The organism is Kingella kingae (genome assembly GCF_900475905.1).
Taxonomy (GTDB): Bacteria; Pseudomonadota; Gammaproteobacteria; order Burkholderiales; family Neisseriaceae; genus Kingella; species Kingella kingae.
Genome location: NZ_LS483426.1, coordinates 908,067 through 931,976, shown reverse-complemented (window position 1 = coordinate 931,976; position 23,910 = coordinate 908,067). Strand labels below are relative to the sequence as shown.

Sequence of the window (23,910 nt, the reverse complement as noted above, 5' to 3'; positions counted from 1 at the left end):
CAATCTTTATCGGATAAAAAAGAGTTTGGCGAACACGGTAAATACAATCAGAGCAAACAAGGCAAATGCGCCATACATGGCTGGTTTGTACCACGTTGGACGTTCGTCATCGTCGGCAACAGGCAAGTAAATGTGGTCGGGCAACACGAGAATATCGGGGTCGTCATTGGCATCGTGAATTGGCTGACTGGCGTTGAGTTGCAGTTCCAAAAAATCGGCAATGCTTTGATGACGTTTGGGCGCGTTTTGTGCGCTCAACAAGCCCAGCGCGGTCAGTCCACGCAAACGCTGTGGCGCGGTTGGGCTGCCTTGTGCGATTGCCTGTTCCAAATATTGCTTGGCACGATGTTTAATCGCGATTGGGGCTTGGCAAAAACGTTCGCAAGCAGCCTGCACTTGTTCGTTGCTGTGTTGTGGGTGTGTTTTTTGCCATTCGGTGCAGGCTGCTTGCAATTCTTGTTGCAGCAATACAGGCGCAGCCAATGGTGCAGCCGCCAGCATTTCGCCCAGCAAACGCGATGCGCGCCAATCGCCTTGTTGCGCGAAATATTGCGCGATTTTGGCGGCTTTTTGTGGCTGCTGTTCGGTAAACAAACCTTTGGCAAGCAAATATGCCCAATACAAAGCAGCCGTGCGTTGTCCTTGTTGCGTTTGCTGTTGCAGCCACGCGAGCAGTTTCGCGCTTTGTTCGGGCGACAAATCGGGCTGTTTAATAGCTTCGGCAACTTGCGGCAAAGGCTGCGAATGGGCGGCATCGTGCGGCAAAGTCCATTCAACCAACATAGCACTAAAATCCGCCAAACGCAGTTGCGCGTAGCCTTGCACCAATTCGGGATAGCTGGTGGGTTTGCCTGCGGCAAGTTGCAGCGTGCAGTCGTGAACTTGGGTGGGTGTGGGGAGAATTGGGGTCATGATGGGGTACTCGGTAAAAATGTAAGAATGTGGATTATATGGGATTAAGTGGTGCAGGCTGCTTTTTTGATTGATTCAAAGCAGCCTGCACTTTAACAAATTGATTGCAGGCTGCTTTGATTTGGTTTACGCCAATTCCGCTTTCTTGCGGCTAACTCGCGGTTTTTTAAACGACAATTTCGCTTTCTGCGCCTTCTCGTCCCAATCCACCAACACAAAACCGCCGTCCGTCAATTTGCCAAACAACAATTCATCAGCCAACGCCTTACGAATTTGCTCTTGAATCAAACGGTGCATAGGACGTGCGCCCATTTGTGGGTCAAAACCTTTTGCTGCCAAATGGTTACGCATCACATCGCCAAATTCTGCCACCACTTTTTTATCCGCCAACTGCGTCGCCAACTGCGCCAAAAATTTATCTACCACCTTCGCAATGATTTCAGGCGACAATGGCGCAAACGGAATAATCGCATCTAAACGATTGCGAAATTCAGGCGTAAACAATTTTTTGATGTCCACCATTTCATCGCCGCGTTCGCGTTTGCTGGTAAAACCAAAACTCGGTTTGCTCAACGCTTCCGCGCCTGCGTTGGTTGTCATGATGATGATTACATTGCGAAAATCCGCACTGCGTCCCATGTTATCCGTCAATTTGCCCGCGTCCATCACTTGCAGCAACACATTGTAAATATCGCGGTGCGCTTTCTCAATTTCGTCTAGCAGCAAAACACAATGCGGCTGTTTGTTAATACATTCCGTCAGCAAACCGCCTTGTTCAAAACCCACATAGCCTGGTGGCGCACCAATCAAACGCGAAACCGCATGCGCTTCCATATATTCAGACATATCAAAGCGTTGCAACGGCACGCCCAATTCCGCCGCCAACTGTTTCGCCACTTCCGTTTTACCCACGCCAGTCGGACCGCTAAACAGAAAACTGCCAATCGGTTTTTCAGGCAGCCCCAAACCCGAACGCGACATTTTCACAGCAGAAACCAGCGCTTCAATCGCATTATCCTGCCCAAAAACTTTGCGTTTCAGCGTATCGGCAAGCGTTTTCAAAACCTGTTTGTCATCGTGCGAAACCGTTGTTTCAGGGATTCGGGCGATTTTGGCGACAATGCGCTCAATTTCCGCCTTGTTGATTTGCGTTAAACGATTTTCAGGCAGCGCGATTCGTTGCGCCGCGCCTGCTTCGTCAATAATATCAATGGCTTTGTCAGGCAAAAAACGCTCGTTGATGTATTTTGCCGACAATTCGGCGGCTGCCTGAAACGCCTCGTCCAAATATTCAACGCTGTGATGTTGCTCAAACATCGGGCGCAAACCTTGCAAAATTTGCACCGTTTCCGCCACAGTCGGCTCAACCACATCAATTTTTTGAAAACGGCGACTCAGCGCGTGGTCTTTGTTGAACACGGTGCGATATTCTTCGTAAGTGGTCGCGCCAATGCAGCGCAGTTGCCCTTTCGCCAACGCAGGTTTGAGCAAATTGCTTGCGTCCATATTGTTGCCTTGCGTGCTGCCTGCACCGATAACCGTATGAATTTCATCAATAAATAAAACCGCATTTTCCACTTTTACCAATTCTTTCAGCACCGCTTTCAAACGCGCTTCAAAATCGCCACGATATTTTGCGCCAGCCAACAACGCGCCCATGTCCAACGCGAAAACAGTTGCATTTGCCAACACTTCAGGCACTTGTTTTTGTTCAATTAAATATGCCAAACCTTCCGCCAATGCGGTTTTACCTACGCCAGCTTCGCCGACCAAAAGCGGATTGTTTTTGCGGCGGCGACACAAAATTTGCAATACGCGCTCCATTTCCATTTTGCGCCCGATTAAGGGGTCAATGCGAGCAGCCTGCACTTCGGCATTCAGGTTTACGGTGTAGGCTTCCAATGGATTATCGGCAAGATTGCTGTCATCGTCATCATCATGATGCTGCGATGAGTGCAGGCTGCTTGTGCCATGCGAAAAATAGCGCAACAAATCTTTGCGCTCCACGCCATGCAGTTGCAATAAAAATACCGCAGGCGATTCTTCTTCCTGCATCAACGCCAGCAACAAATCGGCAGCCTGTACTTCGGTTTGCGATGACTGTTGCACATGAATCATCGCTCGCTGCACCACGCGCTGAAAGCCAATAGTCGGCTGTGGGTCAATCTTGTGGCTGGGAATATGCGGCGGATAAGTGGGCGTGTTTTCGTCTATGCTTTCGCGCAAATGTGCCAGCAGCAACGAAAATTCCGCGCTGTGTTCGCGCAAAGCATCGGCAACATTGGGGTCGCCCTGAATCAAAGCCAGCAGCAAATGCTCCAAGCCCACCAGTTCATGACGGCTGATACGCGCCTCTTCATACATGGCTTGCAAAATCGGTTCTAATTGAGATGAAATCATACGGACGTTTCCTGAATGCTGCACATAAGTGGGTGACCAGCATCGTCTGCCAGCCACAACACTTGTTGTTGTTTGGTTTCGGCAATATCACGCGTGTACACGCCACACAAACCTTTGCCCTCGTGGTGAATTTGCAACATGGTTTTTTCGGCTTTATCGTGTGGCATGTGAAAAATATCCATCAAAATTTCCACTACAAAATCCATAGGCGTGTAATGGTCGTTGAGCAAAAACACCGCATAGCGTTTGGGCGGCGACAGTTTTTGTTTACTTTGATTAACATTCAACTGTATTGGCATAAAAATTCCTATTTTTGTTGTATTTAGTGTTATTTTAATGAAAATTAGCACTTTCCCCAAATAAAACTTGACGTAAGTTAACGACTCGGTAACAATCGCAGTCAGCGAAAGGCAGCCTGCACAAGTGGTTTAGTGAAGTCGCCAATCGCGATTTTTTCATTTTTTAGTTAGAAAGTAGCATTTTATGGCAACTGGTATTGTTAAATGGTTCAACGACGCAAAAGGCTTCGGTTTTATTACTCCTGACGAGGGCGGTGAAGATTTGTTCGCACACTTCTCTGCAATCAACATGGAAGGCTTCAAAACATTGAAAGAAGGTCAAAAAGTTTCTTTTGATGTAACAACAGGCCCAAAAGGCAAACAAGCCGCTAATATTCAAGCCGCTTAATTCCTTTCCAGACCATACAACCATGAAAGGCAGCTTTTCTCTGAAAGCTGTCTTTTTGCATTATAACAGCAATATGAATACCCAAACTTCTTTACCCAAACGCACGCTATCCGTTGCGCCGATGCTAGATTGGACCGACCGTCATTATCGCCACATGGCACGCCAAATCACGCGCCACACTTGGCTATACACCGAAATGATAAACGCAGGTGCGATTGTGTACGGCGACCCCGACCGCTTTTTACAGCGCAACGAATGCGAAAACCCTGTCGCCTTGCAACTGGGCGGCAGCGAGCCGACTTTGTTGGCGCAAGCCGCGCAAAAAGCCGCGCAATATAGCTATGACGAAATCAATTTAAACTGCGGTTGCCCCAGTCCGCGTGTGCAAAAAGGCGCGTTTGGCGCGTGTTTGATGTTGGACGTGAACTTGGTTGCCGATTGCCTCAATGCCATGCAAGACGCTGTGCCAGCTATCCCTATCACAATTAAACACCGCATTGGCATCGACAAACAAACCGAATACCAACCGCTTGCCGATTTTGTCGGCAGCCTGCACGACAAAACCGCGTGTCGCACCTTTATTGTTCATGCGCGAAATGCGTGGCTAGACGGCTTGTCGCCCAAAGAAAACCGCGAAATTCCGCCGTTGCGCTACGATTTTGTCTATCGCCTAAAACAGGAGTTCCCCGATTTGGAAATCATCATCAACGGCGGCGTGCAAACCAACACGCAAATTGCCGAACATTTACAACACGTTGATGGCGTAATGATGGGGCGCGAAGCGTATCACAATCCTTATATTATGCACGATTGGGACACGCTATTTTACGGCGAAACGCAGCCTGCACCCACGCGCGAACAAATCACACAACAGCTATACAACTATGCCACACAACAACTTTCGCGCCAACAAGGCACGATTTTGCGCCACATGGTGCGCCATTATCTCGGTTTAACGCACGGTTTAAACGGCGCGAAAATTTGGCGCAGAATGCTATCCGATGCCGATTTATTGCGCGATAATCGCCCAGAACTTATTTTGGAAGCGTGGCAGCAAGTTGAAAAAATGCAGGCTGCTTTTGAATCAAAAGGATAAATCATGTATATCCCCCACAAAAAACGTCCATGGTTGCCATGGTTCTTTGGTTTGCTGCTCATCGGTGGCTTGCTGCTGGCTTTCTATTTGCTAGGCAACGTACTCACGCCGTTCATTGTCGCCGCCGTGTTGGCATACATTTTAGATCCCTTGGTCAGCAAAATAGAAAAACTCGGCATACACCGCAGCCGTGCATCTATGTGGGTGATGCTATTTGCTTTTTTTGTGATTATCGGCTTGCTGCTGGTCATCGTTCCCATGCTGGTAGAGCAATTCCAAAGCATTGTGCAAAAAATCCCCAAACTGGTGGACTATGTCCAAACCAAACTCGTGCCATGGTTTAACCAAAAATTTGGCGGACACATCGCGCTCAACGAAAAAACCATCGCCAACTGGCTACGCAGCAATACGGCAGGCATACAAAGCAGCCTGCAACGCGCGTTGCCAGCTGTGATGCAACAAGGCGGCGCGTTGGCAGCAGGCATTGGCAACCTAGTGTTATTGCCCTTGTTGTTGTACTACTTTTTGCTGGACTGGTCGCGCTGGGAACAAGGCATCACCACCATGGTACCGCGCCGATATTTAGCGACTTATCAACGCATTACACGCAATATGGACAGCATTTTGGGCGAATTTTTGCGCGGACAACTCATGGTTATGCTCATCATGGGCGTGCTATATGGCACAGGCTTAATGCTCACAGGCTTGGATTCGGGCTTTTCCATTGGTATGGTGGCAGGCATTTTGGTGTTTATCCCCTATTTGGGCGCGTTCACAGGCTTGCTGCTTGCCACGCTTGCCGCCGTATTGCAATTTGATTCATGGACAGGACTGTTCGCCGTTTGGGGCGTGTTTGGTATCGGACAATTTTTGGAAAGCTTTTTCATCACGCCGCAAATTGTGGGCGACAAAATTGGACTATCGCCATTTTGGGTGATTTTCTCGTTAATGGCATTTGGGCAACTGTTTGGCTTTGTTGGTATGCTCATCGCCCTACCCCTTGCTGCGATTTGTTTGGTGTTGATACAAGAAAACAAAGCCTTGTATTTGAACAGCATTTTTTATCGCCGCGAAAAATAATATCCAACGCATAAAAAGCAGCCTGCACTTTATTATTGATTCAAAGTGCAGGCTGCTTTTTATAGTGAATTAAATTCAAACTAGTACAGCGTTGCCAACTCCCTTATGTACTAGATGTACACGGCGGTCGTTGTCGCCTTGTCCTAGTTTGAATTTAATCCACTATAATATTACGGATACGCTCGACAATTTTTATCCGCACGACTAGGGTTCGCAAAAAAATCGGTTTCGCTGCATGCCGATGTTGTACTTTCGCACAGCAACATCGTCAAATCCTGATTCAAAATCAAAGCGCGTGGTTCTTGCTGTTTATTCAGCGCAACCGCCTTAAACGCAAATTGCCCGTCATGTGTTGCACCACGCGGCGCACCTTGCGGACGAATACAAAAAAAGTCCGTTTCCCGAATCGGCAAATCAATCCACAAGCGCGATGTTTTACGGAAATTGCCATGCGATGCGTAATGACGCTCCCATGCCTGTGCGTTATCCAGCAACGCCTTTTGTACATCGCTCAACCGCCCTTTTTTTACCGATTCTTGATACATCGGATACGCAAACGCCACCAAAATCCCCACGATTGCCACTGCCACCAACACTTCCATTAACGTGAATCCAGCCGAACGGTAAGACGCAACATTTCTATTTTTAGCCATTTTGACCCCAGCTTCTTTCCAATCAAATCAAAGGCAATCTAGCACAAACCAACTATTCCAGCAATCATAATAGTATTATGCTTGCTTTATGCACACTTAGCGTTTAGAATAGCGCGTTTCTAGTATTCATCAATTTCCAATTCAGGAGTAAACACTATGGCAAATAGCGCACAAGCACGCAAACGTGCTCGTCAATCGTTGAAAAACCGTGCACACAACGCGAGCTTGCGTACTGCATTCCGTACTGCGGTTAAAAAAGTATTGAAAGCCGTTGAAGCAGGCGACAAAGCGGCTGCACAAGCAACTTTCCGCGACAGCACCAAAGTATTGGATCGCATCGCTGACAAAGGCGTGTTCCACAAAAACAAAGCAGCGCGTCATAAAAGCCGCTTGTCTGCAAAAATCAAAGCAATGGCATAATTTATCGCCCTGCTAAATACAAAAAACAGAATAGATTTAGTGTCTATTCTGTTTTTTTATTTACTTTTGTTGCGCCGAAGCAGCCTGCAAACGCAATTCCAAACTGCGAGCATGGTATTCGCCCAAACTTTCCAATCCGCGCAAAAAACGCGACAATTCGGTTAAAGCCGATTCATACACTTGTTTTTTAAACATAATCACTTCGTCAATGGGTGCCCAATATTCGTACCATCGCCAATCGTCAAATTCTGGCTGACTGCTGGCGCGTAAATGCACATCGCTGTCTTGCCCCACCAAGCGCAATAAAAACCAAATTTGCTTTTGCCCACGATACGAACCGCGCCATTCGCGCCGAATCCAACTGGTAGGCACATCGTAGCGCAACCAATCGCGCGTTCTGCCCAAAATCTTAACGTGCTGTGGCAGCAAGCCGACTTCTTCTAGCAATTCGCGATACATCGCCGTTTCAGGACTTTCGCCTGGTTTGATGCCGCCTTGCGGAAATTGCCACGAATTTTCTTTGACACGCTTACCCCAAAACACTTGGTTATCTTGATTGGTCAAGATAATACCCACGTTGGGGCGATAACCTTCCCTATCCAGCATCGCCAGTCCCTTTATAAAATCCAAAACGCGCTAATTTTCCCACAAAACTGCCATGCTTGCCAAATTACGCTACAATGCCCGTTTTCTACCAAAGCAGCCTGCACCATGAACAGCGAATTAAATCAAGTTATCCAAACCGAAAGCTATGGCGAAGTGCAAGAAGTTTTGCAATTTTTGCTAGAAGAATGCAGCCTAGACGATGCGCCCAGCGTTGCCGAAGTCCAACAATGGCAACAGGTTTTACAACAGCGTGGCGGCAAATTCACTAAACTCGCGCAGCTTTGCCAACAATTTATTGACGAATCCGCATGATTATCCCAAAAAACAAATGGCTCATCGCTGCGATAGCGTGGGCAGCCGCCAGCATTTATGCGCTGATTTTTCGTGAAGCAACAGGACAAAACGCGCCACCTTTTCCGCATTTTGATAAATTGGCGCATTGTTTACTGTTTTTCGCGCAATTTTGGTTGTGCAGCAAAATTTGGTTGAGCGCGAAACGACCAATTCCCTTTTTGTGGCTGATGATTTTAGCGAGCATTTGGGCAGCCTGCACCGAGTTGGCGCAATATTTCTTCACACAAACGCGACAAGGTGATGTGTGGGACGCGCTGGCAGACATGATTGGCGCTGGCGTGGCATTGCAGATTGCTCGTATCGTGCAAACAAAAAAGTCTGATAAATCAAGAAAAAATAGAATTGTTTGATTTTTCTGCTTGACGATGAGGAAATTTGCTATATAATGCGCAGCTTATTCCCTGATAGCTCAGTCGGTAGAGCGACGGACTGTTAATCCGCAGGTCACTGGTTCGAGCCCAGTTCGGGGAGCCAGATAAAACAGCGAGTTAGGTTTAATGCTTAACTCGCTGTATTTTTTCGTGTACGTTTTGTGGACGTATTTTGCATCTATCATTTCTTCGCCCAAGACATACCGCATATAAATGCACGGCTGTGATACACACACGCTATTTGACACGCACGCAACGAAAGACATCAATGAGCAAAAACAAACTTTTGACTTTAGCTTTATTGGCAACCGCCGCTTGTTCCAGCGAACAGCAGCCTGCACCGATTACACAATCCACTGACCCACTAATGGAAATTGTGCGCCAAGTGCAAACGCAATCACAACAACAAACCGCGTCCAACGCTGCACCATTTTTCAATCAAGCTGCACCGTCTGTCGCGCAAACAGGCTATTTAGCCAACCCCAATGTACAGGCGTTTATGCGTTATCAAAATCAAGTCAATGGCTTGGATATGGCGTATATGCAACAATTTTTTGCGCGTGTGGGCTATCGCGGCAACATTATTCAGATTATGGACAGACCTGCCACCAGCCGTCCGTGGTATGAATTTCGCAAAGGCAATGGCGATGCGAGCAAAATTCAAGCTGGGCAGCGTTTTTATACGGCAAACCGCCACCCGATTGACCATACCGCCGCGCGTTATGGCGTGCCAGCGCAGTTAATCGTGGCGATTTTGGGCATTGAAACGAATTATGGCAAAAACAAGGGCAATATTCCTGTTGCCGATGCTTTAGCGACTTTGGCGTTTGATTATCCGCGTCGTGGCGCGTTTTTTCAGCAGGAATTGGGCGAATTTTTGAAACTGGCGCAAGAAGAACGCCGCGATGCGTTTGGTTTTGTCGGCAGTTTTGCTGGGGCGATGGGTATGCCGCAATTTATGCCGTCTAGCTTTCGCAAGTGGGCGGTGGATTATGACGGCAATGGTACGCGCGATATTTGGAACAATGTGCCAGATGTGGCAGCATCGGTAGCAAATTATATGAAACAACACGGCTGGCAAACGGGCGGACGCATGATTGTGCCTGCGCGTATCAATCCGTCGCCACAAATTCAGGCGTTGATTGATGAAAAAACTGCACTCAATTACACGGTGAGGCAGCTGCGTCAAATGGGGGTGCAGCCTTTGCAAGCGGTGAACGATAATGAACGCGCCTTGCTGTTTCGCTTGGAAGTCGCGCCCAATCAGTTTGAATATTTTATTGGTTTGAATAATTTTTATGTGGTGTGGCAATACAATCACAGCCGTATGTATGTAACCGCCGTGCGCGATATTGCGAATGGGTTGGGAGCTGGGTTGTAAGTTTTTTGTACGATTTAAAAGCAGCCTGCACTTTTTTGTGTGTTTACAAAAAGTGCAGGCTGCTTTTTATGCAAAGATAGGTAAAAATATGCCATAATCACACAGCACTTGCATCGCGTATCCCAACAAAGTGCAGGCTGCTTTTCAACAAGAAAAATCCATTTATTCACAGGAGTTTTACATGAGCAAGTCCACCATCTATTACACTCATACCGACGAAGCCCCAGCATTGGCAACGCAATCATTGTTGCCGATTATTCGCGCCTTTGGCAAACATGCCGATATCGCGTTTGAGCTTGCCGATATTTCGTTGGCAGGTCGCATTTTGGCGGCGTTCCCAGAATACTTAAAAGAAGAACAACGCCGCTCGGACGATTTGGCGTTTTTGGGCGACTATGTAACCAAACCCGAAGCCAACGTCATCAAATTGCCCAACATCAGCGCGTCAATGCCGCAGTTGAACGCCACGATTACCGAATTGCAAGCCAAAGGTTTTGCTGTGCCAAACTACCCAAGCAATCCGCAAACCGATGAAGAAAAAGACATTCAAGCACATTACGACCGCATTAAAGGTTCAGCTGTAAACCCAGTTTTGCGCGAAGGCAATTCCGACCGCCGTGCGCCAAAAGCCGTGAAAAACTTCGCCAAAAAATACCCACACAGCATGGGCGCATGGACAAAAGACAGCAAATCCCACGTTGCCACCATGCAATCGGGCGATTTTTTCCACAATGAAAAATCCGTAACCGTTGCCGAACCGACAACCGTAAAAATCGTGTTTACCAATCAATCAGGCGAACAAACCGAATTGCGTAAACTATTGAATTTAAAAGCGGGTGAAATCATTGACGCAACCGTCATGAGCAAAAAAGCGTTGGTGCAATTCTTGCAAGAGCAAGTGGCGGACGCAAAAGCCAAAGGCGCGTTGTTTTCATTGCACATGAAAGCGACCATGATGAAAGTGTCCGACCCGATTATTTTCGGACACGCGGTTAAAGTGTTTTTCGCGCCTGTGTTTGAGCAATACGGCGAACAGTTGGCAGCCGTTGGCGTGAATGTGAATAATGGTTTTGGTAACTTATTAGCAAACTTGGATAAATTGGACGAGCAAACTCGCGCAGGTGTTCAGGCAGCCATTGAACAAGCCTACGCCAACGCGCCAAGTTTGGCGATGGTGGACAGCGACAAAGGCATTACCAATTTGCACGTGCCAAGCGACGTAATTGTGGACGCTTCTATGCCAGCGATGATTCGCAATTCAGGACGTATGTGGGACAAAGACGGCAAAGCGCAAGACACCAAAGCTGTGATTCCCGACAGCAGCTACGCAGGTATTTACGCGGCTACGATTGATTTTTGTCGTGAAAATGGCGCGTTTGACCCGACCACAATGGGTACAGTGCCAAATGTTGGCTTGATGGCGCAAAAAGCGGAAGAATACGGTTCGCACGATAAAACCTTTGAAATTCAATCGGCTGGCAAAGTGGAAATTATTGACGACAAAGGCAATGTTTTGACTTCACACGAAGTGGAAACTGGCGATATTTGGCGTGCCTGTCAAACCAAAGACGCGCCTGTCAAAGACTGGGTGCAGTTGGCGGTAAACCGTGCGCGTTTGAGCGATACGCCAGCCATTTTCTGGTTAGACGAAAGCCGTCCGCACGATGCTGAATTGATTAAAAAAGTGAAACAATATTTAGGCGAATTGGATACCAACGGCTTGGATATTCAAATTTTAGCCCCCGAAGCAGCCTGCAAAGCCAGCCTGAAACGCATGAAAGACGGCAAAGACACGATTTCCGTAACAGGCAACGTATTGCGCGATTACAATACCGATTTGTTCCCGATTTTGGAATTGGGTACGAGCGCGAAAATGTTATCTATCGTGCCGTTGATGAATGGTGGAGGTATGTTTGAAACAGGCGCAGGCGGTTCTGCACCGAAACACGTTCAACAATTCAACGAAGAAAACCATTTGCGTTGGGACAGCTTGGGCGAATTTTTAGCGTTGGCGGTGTCGTTGGAACATTTGGCGCAAAAAACAGGCAACGCAAAAGCGCAAGTGTTGGCGGATACGTTGGACGCAGCAACCGAGCAATTATTGTTAAACGACAAATCGCCAAAACGCAAAGCGGGCGAATTGGACAACCGTGGCAGCCATTTCTACATCGCCTTGTATTGGGCGCAAGCGTTGGCAGCGCAAAGCACAGACGCTGATTTGCAAAAAACTTTTGCGCCAGTAGCAGAAAAATTAGCCGCACAAGAAGCGCAAATTTTGGCGGAATTGGCAGCAGGCGCAGGAAAACCTGTGGACATCGGCGGTTATTACGCACCAAACGCGGAATTGACAGCAAAAGCCATGCGCCCAAGCGTGAGCTTGAATGCGGTGATTGATGCGTTGTAATTGGATTGAATAAAAAGTGCAGGCTGCTTTTGAAATACGAAAAAGCAGCCTGCATTTTTGTTTACGCAATCGTTATCTAAAATGTTAAAATTCGCCCCGAAAAAGCAGCCTGCAACCTGCCAATCCCTTATCCAAACACCCATGAAACATACCGCGCAGCAATGGTCATTTGAACCTTTAACTTATTCATTCCTCCAAACTTTAACTTATTCATTCCCCCAAATTAGTGCAAGTAGCCAATTTGTGATAGGATTTTGCGGTGGCGGATTATGGTTATGGTTTGCGGATACTCGTCCAGAGACCGCTAATCAGCTTGCCTTATTTTTGTTGGTGTTCGGTATTATTTGGCTGATAAGCAAAAAATGGACGATATGGCAATGGTATCAAAAAAATGAAGAGACTATTTATTTAGATAACAAAGGCTTACACTTTTGCATTTATCCCCGTTCAGGCAGCCTGCAATATACAGATATTACCAAAGCAGTACATTGGTACATTGAGCGTGCAGATAATAGAAGAAGATATGATAAAGACATCGGCATCATCATAACCACGCAACAAGGCGAACACATTTACCTGAATTTGGAACGCATGATACAAAGCAATGATGGCATTTCATTTGGCACAAACAGCAGCGTCGTGATTCAAGAATTGAACAAGCGAATGAAGGCAGCCTGAAACACCATTTCTTAAAACTTTTAAAATACAAAAGAAAGACAAAACAATGACTTGGGAAACCGTAATCGGATTAGAAATCCACGTTCAACTCAACACAAAATCTAAAATTTTTAGCGGTGCAAGCACAGCGTTTGGCGCAGAACCGAACGCTCATGCCAGCGTTGTAGAATGCGCTTTACCTGGCGTGTTGCCTGTGATGAACCGCGAAGTCGTGGAAAAAGCGATTAAATTGGGCTTGGCTCTGAACGCGAAAATCAATCAAAAAAATGTGTTTGACCGCAAAAATTATTTCTACCCAGATTTGCCAAAAGGCTATCAAATCAGCCAGTTAGATTTGCCAATCGTGGAACATGGTCAATTAGAAATCGTGGTTGGCGATGACGTGAAAATGATTAACGTAACTCGCGCCCACATGGAAGAAGATGCAGGCAAATCCGTTCACGAAGGCTTAAACGGCGCGACTGGCATTGACTTAAACCGCGCAGGTACGCCTTTGTTGGAAGTGGTTTCCGAGCCTGAAATGCGTTCGGCAGCCGAAGCGGTGGCGTATGCGAAAGCCTTGCACGGTTTGGTAACTTGGTTGGATATTTGCGATGGCAATATGGCGGAAGGTTCGTTCCGTGTGGACGCAAATGTGTCGGTACGCCCGAAAGGTCAAGCGGAATTTGGTACACGCCGTGAAATCAAGAACTTAAACTCATTCCGTTTCTTGGAGCAAGCGATTAATTACGAAGTGGAAGCTCAAATCGAGATTTTGGAAGACGGCGGCAAGGTGCAACAAGCAACCATGTTGTTTGACCCCGACAAAGGCGAAACGCGCGTGATGCGCCTGAAAGAAGACGCGCACGATTACCGCTATTTCCCCGACCCTGATTTGTTGCCAGTCATCATTTCGGACGCGCAAATGGAAAAAGCCAAAGCGCAAATGCCTGAATTACCAAAAGAAATGGCAGCACGTTTTGTGAATGAATTTGGCGTGAGCGAATACGATGCGCGTTTGCTGACGGGTTCGCGTGTGCAGGCTGCTTTTTTCACGGAAGCGGCGAGCGTGAGCAATCAAGGCAAATTGGTTGCCAACTGGATGAATGGCGAATTGGCAGCAACTTTAAACAAAGAAGGTTTAGAGTTGGCGCAAAGCCCAATTACAGCAGCACGTTTGGCGGCGTTGGTTGGCAAAATCGCGGACGGCACATTGAGCAGCAAATTGGCGAAAAAAGCGTTTGAAGCGATGTGGGCTGAACCCGATGCCACGATTGAGCAAATCATTGAAAAACATGGTTTAGTGCAAATCACGGACACTGGCGCGATTGAAGCGATGGTTGATGAAGTGTTGGCGAACAACGCGAAAGCGGTTGAGCAATACAAATCGGGCAACGAAAAAGCGTTGAATGCGATTGTCGGTCAAGTGATGAAAGCCAGCAAAGGCAAGGCCAATCCGACTGCGGTGCAGGATTTGGTTAAAGCGAAATTGGCGTAATTGTTTAGACTAGCTTTGATAAAACAAAGAGTAAAGTAATGAAAGCATTAAAAGTATTGATGATAACTGCTTTATTGTGTGGCAACGCATGGGCAGGCGGATTGGACAAAAATGATGCGAGCGAATATGTTTTGCTCAATCAAAATCAGCAGCCCACTTCCACCTTTCAGCGTTACTATTTGCAAGAAAATCAATGGGTCATGGACGGCAAATTGGGCAATCAGGCTTGGAAAAGTGTGTGCAATGGTCAAGGCGAATGTCGTTTGCAAGATTCGTCTACCAAGCAAATGAGTCAATGGAAAGCGTTGCTACCCCAATCGCTGCAAGCCATGCCGATGGCGTGTATCAACAATATCGCGTTTGCTTTTTGTCGCATCAGCAATCCTAAAAATGCCAATCAACGGCTTTATTGGTGGTTTGCGTGGCAAAATGGACAAACTTATGCGCTGGGTTTGAATCGCATTCGTTAAGTTGAATCATAAAATGCAGGCTGCTTTTGGGATTACTCAAAAAGCAGCCTGCATTTTGTGTTTTGTCATTATAGTGGATTAAATTTAGATTAGGACAAGGCGACAACGACCGCCGTGTACACCTAGATAAGGGAGTTGGCAACGCTGTACTAATCTAAATTTAATTCACTATACCATAAAAATACACACTTTTTTACAGAAAGCGTGTATTTTTGTTTGCCCAATGTTTACATTGGATATTGCTGCACCATGCTGCTCAATGCACGAGCATCGTTGGCACGAGTTGTGGTTGTTTGCGAACCCAGAACCACAATAATCACAGGCTCACGACCCATTTGCGTTTGCATCACCATAGAGCGACCTGCTTCGCGAATATAACCTGTTTTTTGTACCGTAATATTCCAGTTGCCTTCGCGAACAAATATATTGGAGTTTTTGTACTGTTCAAATTTGCCTGTACTGGTATATGCCTCTCCACTTTGCGCGGTGCTTAATTGGCGAATTTGTGGATATTGGCTTGCGGCACGAACCATCATACTCAGTTCACGCGCAGTTGAAACATTGCGTGGGTCTAACCCTGTTGGCTCATAAAAACGGCTGTTCATCATGCCCAAACTACGCGCTTTGGCATTCATCGCTTGCACAAATGCCGACATACCGCCTGGATAAGTACGACCCAAAGCATGAATTGCACGATTTTCGCTGCTCATCAAACCCAAATGCAGCATTTGACCGCGTGTCAAAGTTGTGCCGATAGACAAACGGCTGCCTGTTCCTTTTAAACGGTCGATTTCCGCTTCGGTAATGGTGATGCGTTGGTTCATGTCCAAACGTGCGTCCAATACCACCATAGCCGCCATCAATTTAGAAATAGAAGCAATAGAACGGACATTATCCATATTTTTTTGATAGAAAATCTGCCCTGTGTTGGCGTTCATAATCAAGGCAGACTGCGCGTTGAGCAATGGGCCTGCATACGCCGCTTGCTGTTGAATCGTTGCTGGATTATACGGCACAGGTTGTGCAGAATATTGCACCGCAGGCAGTTGATTTTTCAAGAAATCACCCAAGATATCTTCGGTTGTATCAAAGGCATAAACAGGTGAAGCCAATCCTGCACTTAATAGTAAACCAATGCAAACTTTTTTGGTTTGTTGAAAAAATGACATAACTAAAATTTCCTGCTATTTAAAAGTAAGTTTAACCAAAATTAAATGATAATAACGATATTTATTAAGCAACAAACTTTGGCATACTAACACTATTTGTTTGTTTATCAAAGCAGTTATGTCATTTTTTACATAACCAACATTTTTTTACGTTTATTCCACTTCATCAATCCACGCTTGCTGCACGGCTTCCAAGATTTTTTCGCCGCAACGCGCTGGGTCATCGTCAAAATCGGGCAATGCCAAAATCAAATCGCGTAACTGGGTAAAGCGCAGGGTTTTGGGGTCTATGCTGTCGCCGTGTGTGTCAAACAAATCTTCGGCAATGCGTTGTGTATCTGTCCATTTCATGATGTTTATCCTTATTGTTTAGGAAATAGAAGTCAGCATTATATAGTGGAATGAAATAAAAATGGGACAAGGCGACAACGCCTGCCGTGTACATCAAGTACATAAAGGCGTTGGCAACAACGTACCATTGCGATTTCATTCCACTATAATTGAAAGCTGGGCTAAAAAGGCGCACAATAACGCCCTTTCCACCCTTTAAATCAGGAAAATCACATGAAAAACCTACACCCACAAACCTTGGCGATTCGTGCCAGCAAAGAGCAAACACCGTTCAACGAACATCAACAAGCCTTGTTTTTGACCAGCAGTTTTATGGCAGCCAGCGCGGCAGACGCAGCCGCTTTGTTCGCCAAAACCAAAGACGGCTACACTTATTCACGCACGGCAAACCCGACTATTGCTGCATTTCAACAACGCATTGCGGCTTTGGAAGGCGCAGAAGCGGGCATCGCAACGGCAACAGGCATGGCGGCGATTCAAGCGGCAATGCTGACGTTTTTGAGTGCAGGCGACCATATGATTAGCAGTCGCAGTTTGTTTGGCACAACGGCTGGCTTCATCACAGGACATTTAATGCGCTTTGGCATTGAAGTGACTTTTGTATCGCAAACCGATATATCGGAATGGGAAAAAGCCATTCGCCCGAACACCAAAATGCTGTTTTTGGAAACGCCATCTAACCCATTGAACGAAGTGGCGGATTTGGAAAAATTGGCAGCATTGGCACAGCAACACGGTGCGTTGTTGGCGGTGGACAACTGTTTCTGCTCGCCAGCAGTGCAACAGCCACTTCGTTGGGGCGCGGATTTGACCATTCAATCGGCAACCAAATTCATTGACGGACACGGTCGCGCTTTGGGTGGCATTGTGTGCGGCAAAGCGGATTTGATTAAGCAAATCGCGTTGTATGTCAATTCGGCTGGATTGAGCTTGTCGCCATTTAATGCGTGGTTGCTGTTGAGCGGTTCGGAAACGATTTTTGTCCGCACGCAGCAACAAGCCGCTAATGCAGAAAAAGTGGCGACTTGGTTACGCAGTCAGCCAAATGTAAACGCGGTGTACTACGCAGGTTTACCCGATCACGCGCAAGCCGATTTGGTACAAAAACAGCAAAGCTCGGGCGGCATGGTGATTGCGTTTGAAGTGGCTGGCGGTGTGCAGGCTGCTTGGAATGTGATTGATAGTGTGGAGATTTTTTCTAAAACTGCGAATTTTGGCGATGTTCGCTCAACCATTACGCACCCTTGGACAACCACGCACGGCAGAATGTCGCCCGAAAACAAATTGGCGGCTGGCATTAGCGAAGGTTTAATCCGTATTTCGGTAGGCTTGGAATATGCCGATGATTTGATTGCGGATTTGGAACAGGCTTTAGCAGCAAGTCAGAAGTAAATCACTTAATATAAAAGTGCAGGCTGCTTTTTGGCATAAATTTGCATGAAAAAGCAGCCTGCACATCACACATAAAACAGGAAAACACATCATGTCAGAAGCCGAATTTGCCACATGGGCATTACGCATTTGTTTAACAGGCTTTATCATTTTTTTGGGCTTTATTATCTACAACTTGGGCAAGGAATCCAAAGTCGGCAAGCTGGGAATGTTTATTTTGTTTTTGGTATTGGGGCTGGGCATTGCAGGCTTCTTGTTCAAAAACATATTGGTCAAAATGATGATGTAACCAAATTTTGCACTGTTTCAAGTATGCAAGCAGCCTGCACACTGTTATGATTACGCCCTTTCTAAAACGCTAAATATTCTCATCTTTTATGAAAGCACTCAGCGATTTTATCACCATTATTCTGTTTTTTGCGACTTACAAAATCACCAATAATATTGTTACCGCAACGATTGTGGCGGTGGTGGCAGGCATTGTGCAGGCTGCTTATACTTATTACACCGCCAAAAAACTTGAACCGATGCAATGGTTTAGCCTTGTGATTATTGTCGTGTTTGGTGGCTTGACCATTTGGCTGAACGACCGCACGTTTATCATGCTCACAACCACACTGTTGCCATGGACAATGGCAGCAACCATGCTCGTGATGCAGTTGCTCGGCAAAAACGGTTTGCGCTTGCTGTTGGGCAAAGAATTAGACTTGCCCGATGCCGTTTGGCAAAAACTATCGTATGCGTGGATAATCTTTTTCTTTTTACTGGGCGCGTTGAATTTAGCGATTGCCTACCCCTTTACCGCCGAACGCGAAGCGATTTGGATAAACTTTAAATTTTATGGCTACAAGCTCATTATTTTGCTGTTTTCCATCGTACAAGGCGTTTATCTTTACCGTCATCTACCCAAGGAGACTTCATAATGTTGTTTATGCTATTGGCAACCGATGTGGAAGGCACAGCCCAAGCGCGTGCCGAAGCCCGACCTGCTCACTTGGCTCGTTTGGAAGAGCTAGACAAAGCAGGACGTTTGCTCACCGCAGGCCCAAACCCCATGCCCGATAACCCCGACATCATGTCTGGCAGCCTAATTATTGCCGAATTTGACAACTTGGACGCTGCCGAAGAATGGGCAGGACAAGACCCTTATGTGCAAGCAGGCGTGTATGCCGAAGTGTTAATCAAACCCTACAAAAAAGTCTTCCCAAAATGAGCGATATGCAAAACCAAATGGCAGCTTTGTTGGCAAACTTCAACGCCGAAGTATTTGAGTTTACCGACCAAAGCCATTTACACGCAGGACACGCAGGCAACAAAGGCGGCGGACATTATGCCGTGTTGATTGTGTCGGACGTGTTTGCAGGAAAAAACCGCATTGCACGTTGGCGCATGGTGCAGGCTGCTTTTGCACCGTTGTTTGATGCAGGCAAAATCCACGCATTGAGCATTGACGCGCAAACCCCAACTGAATATTTTCATTAACATAAGGAATTGAATATGAACAAAACTCGTTTATTTGCCGCGATTTCGGCTGCTTTATTGACTGGCAGCGTGTTGGCACAAACCGTTGTAACCGTAAATGGCACAAAAATCGACAGCAGCGAATTGGACGCGCGCGCTAAATTTGTACAGCAACAAAGTCAAGGCAAAGTGCAAGACACGCCAGAATTGCGCCAATACATTGCCAACGAAGTGGTGTTGGAAACCGTGGTAACGCAAGAAGCCAAACGCTTGCAATTGGACAAATCCAGCGAATACAAAACCGTAGAAGCCGATGCTTTGAAACAAGCGCGCGAAAAAGGCTTGGACAAACAGCCCGACTTTAAAGGCAACTGGGCGCGTTTCCAAAACCAATTATTGATGGACGTGTATGCACAAGACGTTGCCAAGAAAAACCCTGTGAGCGATGCCGATGTGCAAAAACGCTATGACGACATCAAATCACGCTATCATAACACCGATGAAGTGCAACTGGGCGAAATCGTAACCGACAAAGAAGACCAAGCCAAAGCCGCGATTCGTGAATTGGGCGCGAAAAAATCGTTTGCCGATGTGGCGAAAAAATACAGCATTGACCCAGCAGTTAAAGCAGGTCAGCCAGCGTTGAATGAATACACTTCTTTGGTGGATTTAAAAGACGGTCGCCCGAAAATTTTTGAAGCGGTGCAAAACCTGAAAAAAGGCGAATACACGCGCAATGCGGTAAAAGGCGAAGGCATTTTTGTGGTGTTCTATGCCAACGACAAACGCAAAATCACCGTGCCAGCGTTTGACCAAATCCGCGACAATGTACGCGACGAATTACAACAAGAACGTGTGCAGGCTGCTGTGGGCAAATTGATGCAACAAGCGAAAATTGTGCCTGCGGACGGTAAATAAGTAGGCAAATAAAAAGTGCAGGCTGCTTTTTCGGTTTTTGTTACCAATAAAAGCAGCCTGCACTTTGTTTTCCACTATTTATGCTGCGCCCTACCCTGAATTTAATCCGCAAAGCAGCCTGCACTTTAATTTCGGTTAAAATGCAGGCTGCTTTTGTTTTTATGAGACTTCGCTATGCTGCACCTATATCAATCCAACCAACTCGAAAACTTGGCGCAGATGATGTTAAACCTACATCAATCGCAGCCTTTGTCGCACCCGTTGCAGGCGGAATACATTTTGGTGCAAAGCCAAGGCATGCGCCGCTACATCAACCAATATTGGGCGCAGCATTCGCCCATTGCCGCCAATTTGCACTTTGAATTGCCCGCGCAACTGGCGTGGCAACTGATGCGCGAAGCCTTGCCCAATGCGCCCAAATTAAGCCCATTTTCTAGCGATGTGATGCAATGGCGATTGCTGCAATTATTCCAATCGCGCCATTTTGCGGAAGACAGCGAACTGGCATCGGCACAAGAAATGTTGCGCGATTATGTGCAGCAGGGCGAAATGTCGGCGTATCAGTTAGCGCGACAGCTTGCCGATGTGTTCGACCAATATTTGATGTATCGCCCCGATTGGATTGAAGCGTGGTCAAATCAACAAAATGTAGCGGAATTGTCGCAGCGCGAAGATTGCGCCCAAGAACAGCAATGGCAAGCGGCAATTTGGCGCGAATTGTTGCGCGATGAACAACGCGCTCCGCATCGAGCGCAAATGCAGCGCGTGTTAATGGATTCGTTGGCAAATCAAACAATTCGCAGGCTGCCCGAGCGGATTTTAATGTTTGGGATTACTGCCCTTGCGCCATCGCATTTGCAACTGTTGCAAGAAATCGCCAAACAGCGCGATGTACATATTTTTGCGCTCAACCCCAGTGCGATGTATTGGGGCGATTTGCTTGAACCTGCACAAATTTTGCAGCAAACCGATGACGTGGATTTATCGTTGCAAGGACACCCATTGCTGGCATCGTGGGGCAAACAAGGGCGCGATTTTTTCAACGATTTGAGCGTTGCCGAAGCGCGTCAAGATGAAGCACATCAGCAATTTGCCGAGCAAGCGAAGTCGCCCAATTTACTGCACAGTTTGCAATACCAAATCCAGCAGCTAGTATTGCCCGAACAGGCGCACGATGACGATTGGTTGGCACAGCACGATGCTTATTTGCGCGAATCGGTGTTGCAACAAAATTTGGACGTGGGCGAATACTATGTCCGCCACGTTCAGCAAGATTTGTCGCCCGAACAAAAAGCGATGGTGCAGCTCAACGCCGATAGCAGCCTGCACATTCACAGCGCACACAGTCCGTTGCGCGAATTGCAGATTTTAAAAGACCGCATTTTGCTTGCTTTGGCGCAAAACCCAAGTTGGCAGCCACACGATATTGCCGTACTCACCCCCAATATTGAGCCATACGCGCCGTTTATTGACAGCGTGTTTGGCGAATATTCCGATGCGCCTTTGCCGTATTCGCTTGCCGATGTCAAACTCACGCGCAAGCAGCCTGCACTTGATGCTTTGGCGCAAGCATTGGATTTGCTCAACAGCCGTTTTGAAGCGGAACAAGTGTTGGCATTGCTCAACACCGAACCCGTGTTGCAACAATGGCACATCAACCGCGCCGACTTGCCCTTGCTGCACAGCGCGGTTGCCGAACTCAATATCCGCTGGGGCAGCGATGCCAGCGAACGCGCCCAATATGGCGATGCCAATAATTTGTTTACATGGCAACAAGGGCTAGACCGCTTGGTTTTGGGCTGGTTGCAGCCTGCACAATCAGGCGCAACGTGGCAAAACATCGCACCACACGCCAGCCACCCCGACCATTTGCCGATTTTGGCGAATTTTGTCGCGTTTGTGCGATTCCTGTCCCACACCAAACAACAATGGCAACAACCAGCCAGCGTGGCGCAATGGTGCGAACGCTTGCAACAGTTCACACAAACCTTATTGGGCGATGGCGACACCACGCAACAAGCCGCCTTGCAAACGTGGCGCAAAGCCTTGGACGATTGGCAAGAGCAAGCCGAAATCGCCCAATTTAGCGAACCATTATCCAGCCCCATTGCCTGCCAACACATTCGCCGTAGCTTGGACGAACCAACCGATGCAGGCTTGTTGCGCGGTGGCATCACGTTTTGCAGCATGGTTCCGATGCGCTCTTTGCCGTTTAAGATGTTGTGTTTATTGGGATTGAATGACGGCACGTTTCCGCGCAACACCAAAGCCGCACCGTTTGACTTAATCGCCAAACAACCGCGCAAAGGCGACCGTTCGCGCCGTGATGACGACCGTTATTTGTTTTTGGAAGCGATTTTATCGGCACGCGAACAGCTTTATTTGTCCTACATTGGGCGCGATATTCGCAGCGATGCCGAACGCGCACCGTCCACGCTATTGAGCGAATTGGTGGACACGATTTCCGCTTTGAGCGATGTGCCAAGCAGCGATTTGTATCAGCATTGGGTTACGCATCACCCCTTGCAGGCGTTTTCGCGCCGATATTTTGCATCTGCCGAACAGGACAACCCACACTTATCCAGCACGCGCAGCGACTTTGCCCACGCGCTGAATTTGGCGCAACAAGGTCAAACGCATCAAGCCAAAAATTTTGTCGATTGGCGCAACACAGACAACGACTCAGCCACTTTTATCCGCCAAAAAGATTTTTTACGCTTTTGGCGCAACCCCGTTCGCCATTGGCTGCACCACACTTTGAACTGGCAAAGCTCGTATTTTGCAGGCAACCACGAAAGCGAAGAGCCATTTTTGTCCAACCAACCGCGCCGTTTGGACGATGCCTATGTGCAGGCGCGAATGCATAATCAATCGTTTGATGACACGGCGGCTTATCTTCGCGCCCAAAGTTTGTTGCCAGCAGGCGAACTGGGTAAGCAAGAAGCAAAAAGTTATGAAATTGCAGCAAAGGCGTTGGATACCAATTTGCTTAATAGTCCGCGTTTGCCGCATCGTTCGGGCGAATTAGCTTGCGGACAGGGCAGCCTGCACTTTGATTTGTCGCACAACCATGAAGCAGGGCAAATCTTGTTGGCGCGTGATTTTTTGAGCGATAACAACACGCACGGCAAATTGACATCGCCCGACCAAGTGCAACTGTTGCTGCAACATTTGATTTATTGCGCGGCAACGCCCGACCATGAACCTGTGGCACGGCAAACGCATTATGTGAGCCTGACACAGCAAATGAGCTTGCCACCGATGTCGCAAGCGCAAGCGCAGGCTGCTTTGAGCGTGTGGCTGGCCTATTACGCGCAAGGGCAGCAAGCACCGTTGCCATATTTTGCGCGAGTAAACTGGGCGGCGGCGATGGCGTTGTACACCAAAAAAGATGCCAACTGGTTGGCAGCGCAAGACGCAGCGGCAGACAAATACCACGCTGGCTATTTTGGCATGGCGCAGGAAGATTACCCCGAAGTACAGCTGGTGTTTGGGCGCGACCCCGATGCCGAACCGCCATACACCTTGCCCGAATTTCAGCAGATAACCGAAGATTTGTTTGAGCCGTTGCAGGTGTGTTTGCAGGTGTTTGCGGACAATAAAGATAAGAAATAGGCAAAAAGCAGCCTG

Annotated in this window: 25 protein-coding genes and 1 tRNA gene; 19 read left to right on the top strand and 7 right to left on the bottom strand. The window is 47.4% G+C overall.

Going from position 1 to position 23,910, the window contains the following annotated elements; translation table 11 throughout:
* Nucleotides 1-6 precede the first annotated feature (6 nt).
* The 3 genes from DQN52_RS05015 to clpS form a co-directional block, all read right to left on the bottom strand.
* Nucleotides 7-912, bottom strand: a complete 906-nt coding sequence (locus tag DQN52_RS05015) for an SEL1-like repeat protein (protein WP_003785531.1) — start codon at nt 910-912, stop codon at nt 7-9.
* A gap of 126 nt (nt 913-1,038) precedes the next feature.
* A complete protein-coding gene (gene clpA / locus DQN52_RS05010; RefSeq protein ID WP_003785528.1) occupies nt 1,039-3,312 on the bottom strand; it encodes an ATP-dependent Clp protease ATP-binding subunit ClpA in 2,274 nt (757 codons plus the stop codon).
* A complete protein-coding gene (gene clpS, locus DQN52_RS05005) occupies nt 3,309-3,611 on the bottom strand; it encodes an ATP-dependent Clp protease adapter ClpS (RefSeq protein WP_032827598.1) in 303 nt (100 codons plus the stop codon). The genes clpA and clpS overlap by 4 nt, the downstream gene beginning before the upstream one ends.
* A gap of 184 nt (nt 3,612-3,795) precedes the next feature.
* Here clpS and DQN52_RS05000 point away from each other — a divergent pair, with 184 nt between their 5' ends.
* From DQN52_RS05000 to DQN52_RS04990, 3 genes are read left to right on the top strand one after another with little or no spacing between them, the layout of a single operon-like run.
* Nucleotides 3,796-3,999, top strand: coding sequence for a cold-shock protein (locus tag DQN52_RS05000; protein ID WP_003785524.1), 204 nt, complete (start codon nt 3,796-3,798; stop codon nt 3,997-3,999).
* A 22-nt stretch (nt 4,000-4,021) separates the two neighbouring features.
* Nucleotides 4,022-5,095, top strand: coding sequence for a tRNA dihydrouridine(20/20a) synthase DusA (gene dusA / locus DQN52_RS04995; RefSeq protein WP_003785522.1), 1,074 nt, complete (start codon nt 4,022-4,024; stop codon nt 5,093-5,095).
* A 3-nt stretch (nt 5,096-5,098) separates the two neighbouring features.
* The gene (locus tag DQN52_RS04990) at nt 5,099-6,175 is read left to right on the top strand and encodes an AI-2E family transporter (RefSeq protein WP_003785521.1); all 1,077 of its coding nucleotides are present in this window, start codon (nt 5,099-5,101) and stop codon (nt 6,173-6,175) included.
* Nucleotides 6,176-6,345: 170 nt separating this feature from the next.
* On the opposite strand, the gene DQN52_RS04985 is transcribed toward DQN52_RS04990, so the two are convergent.
* On the bottom strand, nt 6,346-6,828 hold the full coding sequence (locus tag DQN52_RS04985; protein ID WP_003785520.1) for a type IV pilin protein: 483 nt from the start codon (nt 6,826-6,828) through the stop codon (nt 6,346-6,348).
* A gap of 156 nt (nt 6,829-6,984) precedes the next feature.
* Here DQN52_RS04985 and rpsT point away from each other — a divergent pair, with 156 nt between their 5' ends.
* Entirely contained in the window at nt 6,985-7,248 is a 264-nt protein-coding gene (gene rpsT, locus DQN52_RS04980; protein ID WP_003785519.1) for a 30S ribosomal protein S20, read from the top strand.
* A 60-nt stretch (nt 7,249-7,308) separates the two neighbouring features.
* On the opposite strand, the gene DQN52_RS04975 is transcribed toward rpsT, so the two are convergent.
* A complete protein-coding gene (locus DQN52_RS04975; protein WP_003785518.1) occupies nt 7,309-7,854 on the bottom strand; it encodes an RNA pyrophosphohydrolase in 546 nt (181 codons plus the stop codon).
* A 105-nt stretch (nt 7,855-7,959) separates the two neighbouring features.
* Between DQN52_RS04975 and DQN52_RS04970 the strand changes: the two genes are divergently transcribed.
* The 8 genes from DQN52_RS04970 to DQN52_RS04935 all read left to right on the top strand — a co-directional run bounded on the left by DQN52_RS04970 (nt 7,960) and on the right by DQN52_RS04935 (nt 14,989).
* Nucleotides 7,960-8,166 carry a hypothetical protein gene (locus tag DQN52_RS04970; RefSeq protein ID WP_003785517.1) on the top strand — a complete coding sequence of 69 codons (207 nt, stop codon included), beginning with the start codon at nt 7,960-7,962 and terminating at the stop codon, nt 8,164-8,166.
* Nucleotides 8,163-8,558, top strand: coding sequence for a VanZ family protein (locus DQN52_RS04965; protein WP_003785516.1), 396 nt, complete (start codon nt 8,163-8,165; stop codon nt 8,556-8,558). The genes DQN52_RS04970 and DQN52_RS04965 overlap by 4 nt, the downstream gene beginning before the upstream one ends.
* A gap of 48 nt (nt 8,559-8,606) precedes the next feature.
* Nucleotides 8,607-8,682, top strand: a tRNA-Asn gene (locus DQN52_RS04960).
* 165 nt (nt 8,683-8,847) lie between these two features.
* On the top strand, nt 8,848-9,960 hold the full coding sequence (mltB, locus tag DQN52_RS04955; protein ID WP_003785515.1) for a lytic murein transglycosylase B: 1,113 nt from the start codon (nt 8,848-8,850) through the stop codon (nt 9,958-9,960).
* A 181-nt stretch (nt 9,961-10,141) separates the two neighbouring features.
* On the top strand, nt 10,142-12,364 hold the full coding sequence (locus DQN52_RS04950) for an NADP-dependent isocitrate dehydrogenase (protein WP_032827596.1): 2,223 nt from the start codon (nt 10,142-10,144) through the stop codon (nt 12,362-12,364).
* A 141-nt stretch (nt 12,365-12,505) separates the two neighbouring features.
* The gene (locus tag DQN52_RS04945) at nt 12,506-13,042 is read left to right on the top strand and encodes a hypothetical protein (RefSeq protein WP_032827662.1); all 537 of its coding nucleotides are present in this window, start codon (nt 12,506-12,508) and stop codon (nt 13,040-13,042) included.
* Nucleotides 13,043-13,088: 46 nt separating this feature from the next.
* The gene (gene gatB, locus DQN52_RS04940) at nt 13,089-14,519 is read left to right on the top strand and encodes an Asp-tRNA(Asn)/Glu-tRNA(Gln) amidotransferase subunit GatB (protein ID WP_003785509.1); all 1,431 of its coding nucleotides are present in this window, start codon (nt 13,089-13,091) and stop codon (nt 14,517-14,519) included.
* Between the two features lie 38 nt (nt 14,520-14,557).
* Nucleotides 14,558-14,989 carry a hypothetical protein gene (locus DQN52_RS04935; RefSeq protein ID WP_003785508.1) on the top strand — a complete coding sequence of 144 codons (432 nt, stop codon included), beginning with the start codon at nt 14,558-14,560 and terminating at the stop codon, nt 14,987-14,989.
* A gap of 227 nt (nt 14,990-15,216) precedes the next feature.
* Here the strand turns inward: DQN52_RS04935 and DQN52_RS04925 are convergent, their stop codons facing one another.
* Nucleotides 15,217-16,158: a serine hydrolase gene (locus DQN52_RS04925; protein WP_003785506.1), complete on the bottom strand. Its 942-nt coding sequence runs from the start codon at nt 16,156-16,158 to the stop codon at nt 15,217-15,219.
* 153 nt (nt 16,159-16,311) lie between these two features.
* Entirely contained in the window at nt 16,312-16,509 is a 198-nt protein-coding gene (iscX, locus tag DQN52_RS04920) for a Fe-S cluster assembly protein IscX (RefSeq protein ID WP_003785505.1), read from the bottom strand.
* 213 nt (nt 16,510-16,722) lie between these two features.
* On the opposite strand from iscX, the gene metZ reads away from it, so the two are divergent.
* The 7 genes from metZ (at nt 16,723) to recC (ending at nt 23,895) form a co-directional block, all read left to right on the top strand.
* Nucleotides 16,723-17,901, top strand: coding sequence for an O-succinylhomoserine sulfhydrylase (gene metZ, locus DQN52_RS04910; protein ID WP_003785503.1), 1,179 nt, complete (start codon nt 16,723-16,725; stop codon nt 17,899-17,901).
* A gap of 91 nt (nt 17,902-17,992) precedes the next feature.
* Nucleotides 17,993-18,190: a DUF2788 domain-containing protein gene (locus DQN52_RS04905; RefSeq protein ID WP_003785502.1), complete on the top strand. Its 198-nt coding sequence runs from the start codon at nt 17,993-17,995 to the stop codon at nt 18,188-18,190.
* Nucleotides 18,191-18,278: 88 nt separating this feature from the next.
* On the top strand, nt 18,279-18,824 hold the full coding sequence (locus DQN52_RS04900) for a septation protein A (RefSeq protein ID WP_003785501.1): 546 nt from the start codon (nt 18,279-18,281) through the stop codon (nt 18,822-18,824).
* Complete coding sequence (locus DQN52_RS04895) at nt 18,821-19,114, top strand: YciI family protein (RefSeq protein ID WP_173020718.1); 294 nt, start codon at nt 18,821-18,823, stop codon at nt 19,112-19,114. Before DQN52_RS04900 ends, DQN52_RS04895 begins: the two co-directional genes overlap by 4 nt.
* Nucleotides 19,111-19,383, top strand: coding sequence for a BolA family protein (locus DQN52_RS04890; RefSeq protein WP_003785498.1), 273 nt, complete (start codon nt 19,111-19,113; stop codon nt 19,381-19,383). Before DQN52_RS04895 ends, DQN52_RS04890 begins: the two co-directional genes overlap by 4 nt.
* A gap of 15 nt (nt 19,384-19,398) precedes the next feature.
* Nucleotides 19,399-20,280, top strand: a complete 882-nt coding sequence (locus DQN52_RS04885) for a peptidyl-prolyl cis-trans isomerase (RefSeq protein ID WP_003785496.1) — start codon at nt 19,399-19,401, stop codon at nt 20,278-20,280.
* Nucleotides 20,281-20,454: 174 nt separating this feature from the next.
* Nucleotides 20,455-23,895 carry an exodeoxyribonuclease V subunit gamma gene (recC, locus tag DQN52_RS04880; protein ID WP_003785495.1) on the top strand — a complete coding sequence of 1,147 codons (3,441 nt, stop codon included), beginning with the start codon at nt 20,455-20,457 and terminating at the stop codon, nt 23,893-23,895.
* Nucleotides 23,896-23,910 lie beyond the last annotated feature (15 nt).

Bases quoted from the DNA above. Each gene is read 5' to 3' on its own strand.
- DQN52_RS05015 (WP_003785531.1), bottom strand. From the start codon at position 912: ATGACCCCAATTCTCCCCACACCCACCCAAGTTCACGACTGCACGCTG.
- clpA (WP_003785528.1), bottom strand. From the start codon at position 3,312: ATGATTTCATCTCAATTAGAACCGATTTTGCAAGCCATGTATGAAGAG.
- clpS (WP_032827598.1), bottom strand. From the start codon at position 3,611: ATGCCAATACAGTTGAATGTTAATCAAAGTAAACAAAAACTGTCGCCG.
- DQN52_RS05000 (WP_003785524.1), top strand. From the start codon at position 3,796: ATGGCAACTGGTATTGTTAAATGGTTCAACGACGCAAAAGGCTTCGGT.
- dusA (WP_003785522.1), top strand. From the start codon at position 4,022: ATGAAAGGCAGCTTTTCTCTGAAAGCTGTCTTTTTGCATTATAACAGC.
- DQN52_RS04990 (WP_003785521.1), top strand. From the start codon at position 5,099: ATGTATATCCCCCACAAAAAACGTCCATGGTTGCCATGGTTCTTTGGT.
- DQN52_RS04985 (WP_003785520.1), bottom strand. From the start codon at position 6,828: ATGGCTAAAAATAGAAATGTTGCGTCTTACCGTTCGGCTGGATTCACG.
- rpsT (WP_003785519.1), top strand. From the start codon at position 6,985: ATGGCAAATAGCGCACAAGCACGCAAACGTGCTCGTCAATCGTTGAAA.
- DQN52_RS04975 (WP_003785518.1), bottom strand. From the start codon at position 7,854: ATGCTGGATAGGGAAGGTTATCGCCCCAACGTGGGTATTATCTTGACC.
- DQN52_RS04970 (WP_003785517.1), top strand. From the start codon at position 7,960: ATGAACAGCGAATTAAATCAAGTTATCCAAACCGAAAGCTATGGCGAA.
- DQN52_RS04965 (WP_003785516.1), top strand. From the start codon at position 8,163: ATGATTATCCCAAAAAACAAATGGCTCATCGCTGCGATAGCGTGGGCA.
- mltB (WP_003785515.1), top strand. From the start codon at position 8,848: ATGAGCAAAAACAAACTTTTGACTTTAGCTTTATTGGCAACCGCCGCT.
- DQN52_RS04950 (WP_032827596.1), top strand. From the start codon at position 10,142: ATGAGCAAGTCCACCATCTATTACACTCATACCGACGAAGCCCCAGCA.
- DQN52_RS04945 (WP_032827662.1), top strand. From the start codon at position 12,506: ATGAAACATACCGCGCAGCAATGGTCATTTGAACCTTTAACTTATTCA.
- gatB (WP_003785509.1), top strand. From the start codon at position 13,089: ATGACTTGGGAAACCGTAATCGGATTAGAAATCCACGTTCAACTCAAC.
- DQN52_RS04935 (WP_003785508.1), top strand. From the start codon at position 14,558: ATGAAAGCATTAAAAGTATTGATGATAACTGCTTTATTGTGTGGCAAC.
- DQN52_RS04925 (WP_003785506.1), bottom strand. From the start codon at position 16,158: ATGTCATTTTTTCAACAAACCAAAAAAGTTTGCATTGGTTTACTATTA.
- iscX (WP_003785505.1), bottom strand. From the start codon at position 16,509: ATGAAATGGACAGATACACAACGCATTGCCGAAGATTTGTTTGACACA.
- metZ (WP_003785503.1), top strand. From the start codon at position 16,723: ATGAAAAACCTACACCCACAAACCTTGGCGATTCGTGCCAGCAAAGAG.
- DQN52_RS04905 (WP_003785502.1), top strand. From the start codon at position 17,993: ATGTCAGAAGCCGAATTTGCCACATGGGCATTACGCATTTGTTTAACA.
- DQN52_RS04900 (WP_003785501.1), top strand. From the start codon at position 18,279: ATGAAAGCACTCAGCGATTTTATCACCATTATTCTGTTTTTTGCGACT.
- DQN52_RS04890 (WP_003785498.1), top strand. From the start codon at position 19,111: ATGAGCGATATGCAAAACCAAATGGCAGCTTTGTTGGCAAACTTCAAC.
- DQN52_RS04885 (WP_003785496.1), top strand. From the start codon at position 19,399: ATGAACAAAACTCGTTTATTTGCCGCGATTTCGGCTGCTTTATTGACT.
- recC (WP_003785495.1), top strand. From the start codon at position 20,455: ATGCTGCACCTATATCAATCCAACCAACTCGAAAACTTGGCGCAGATG.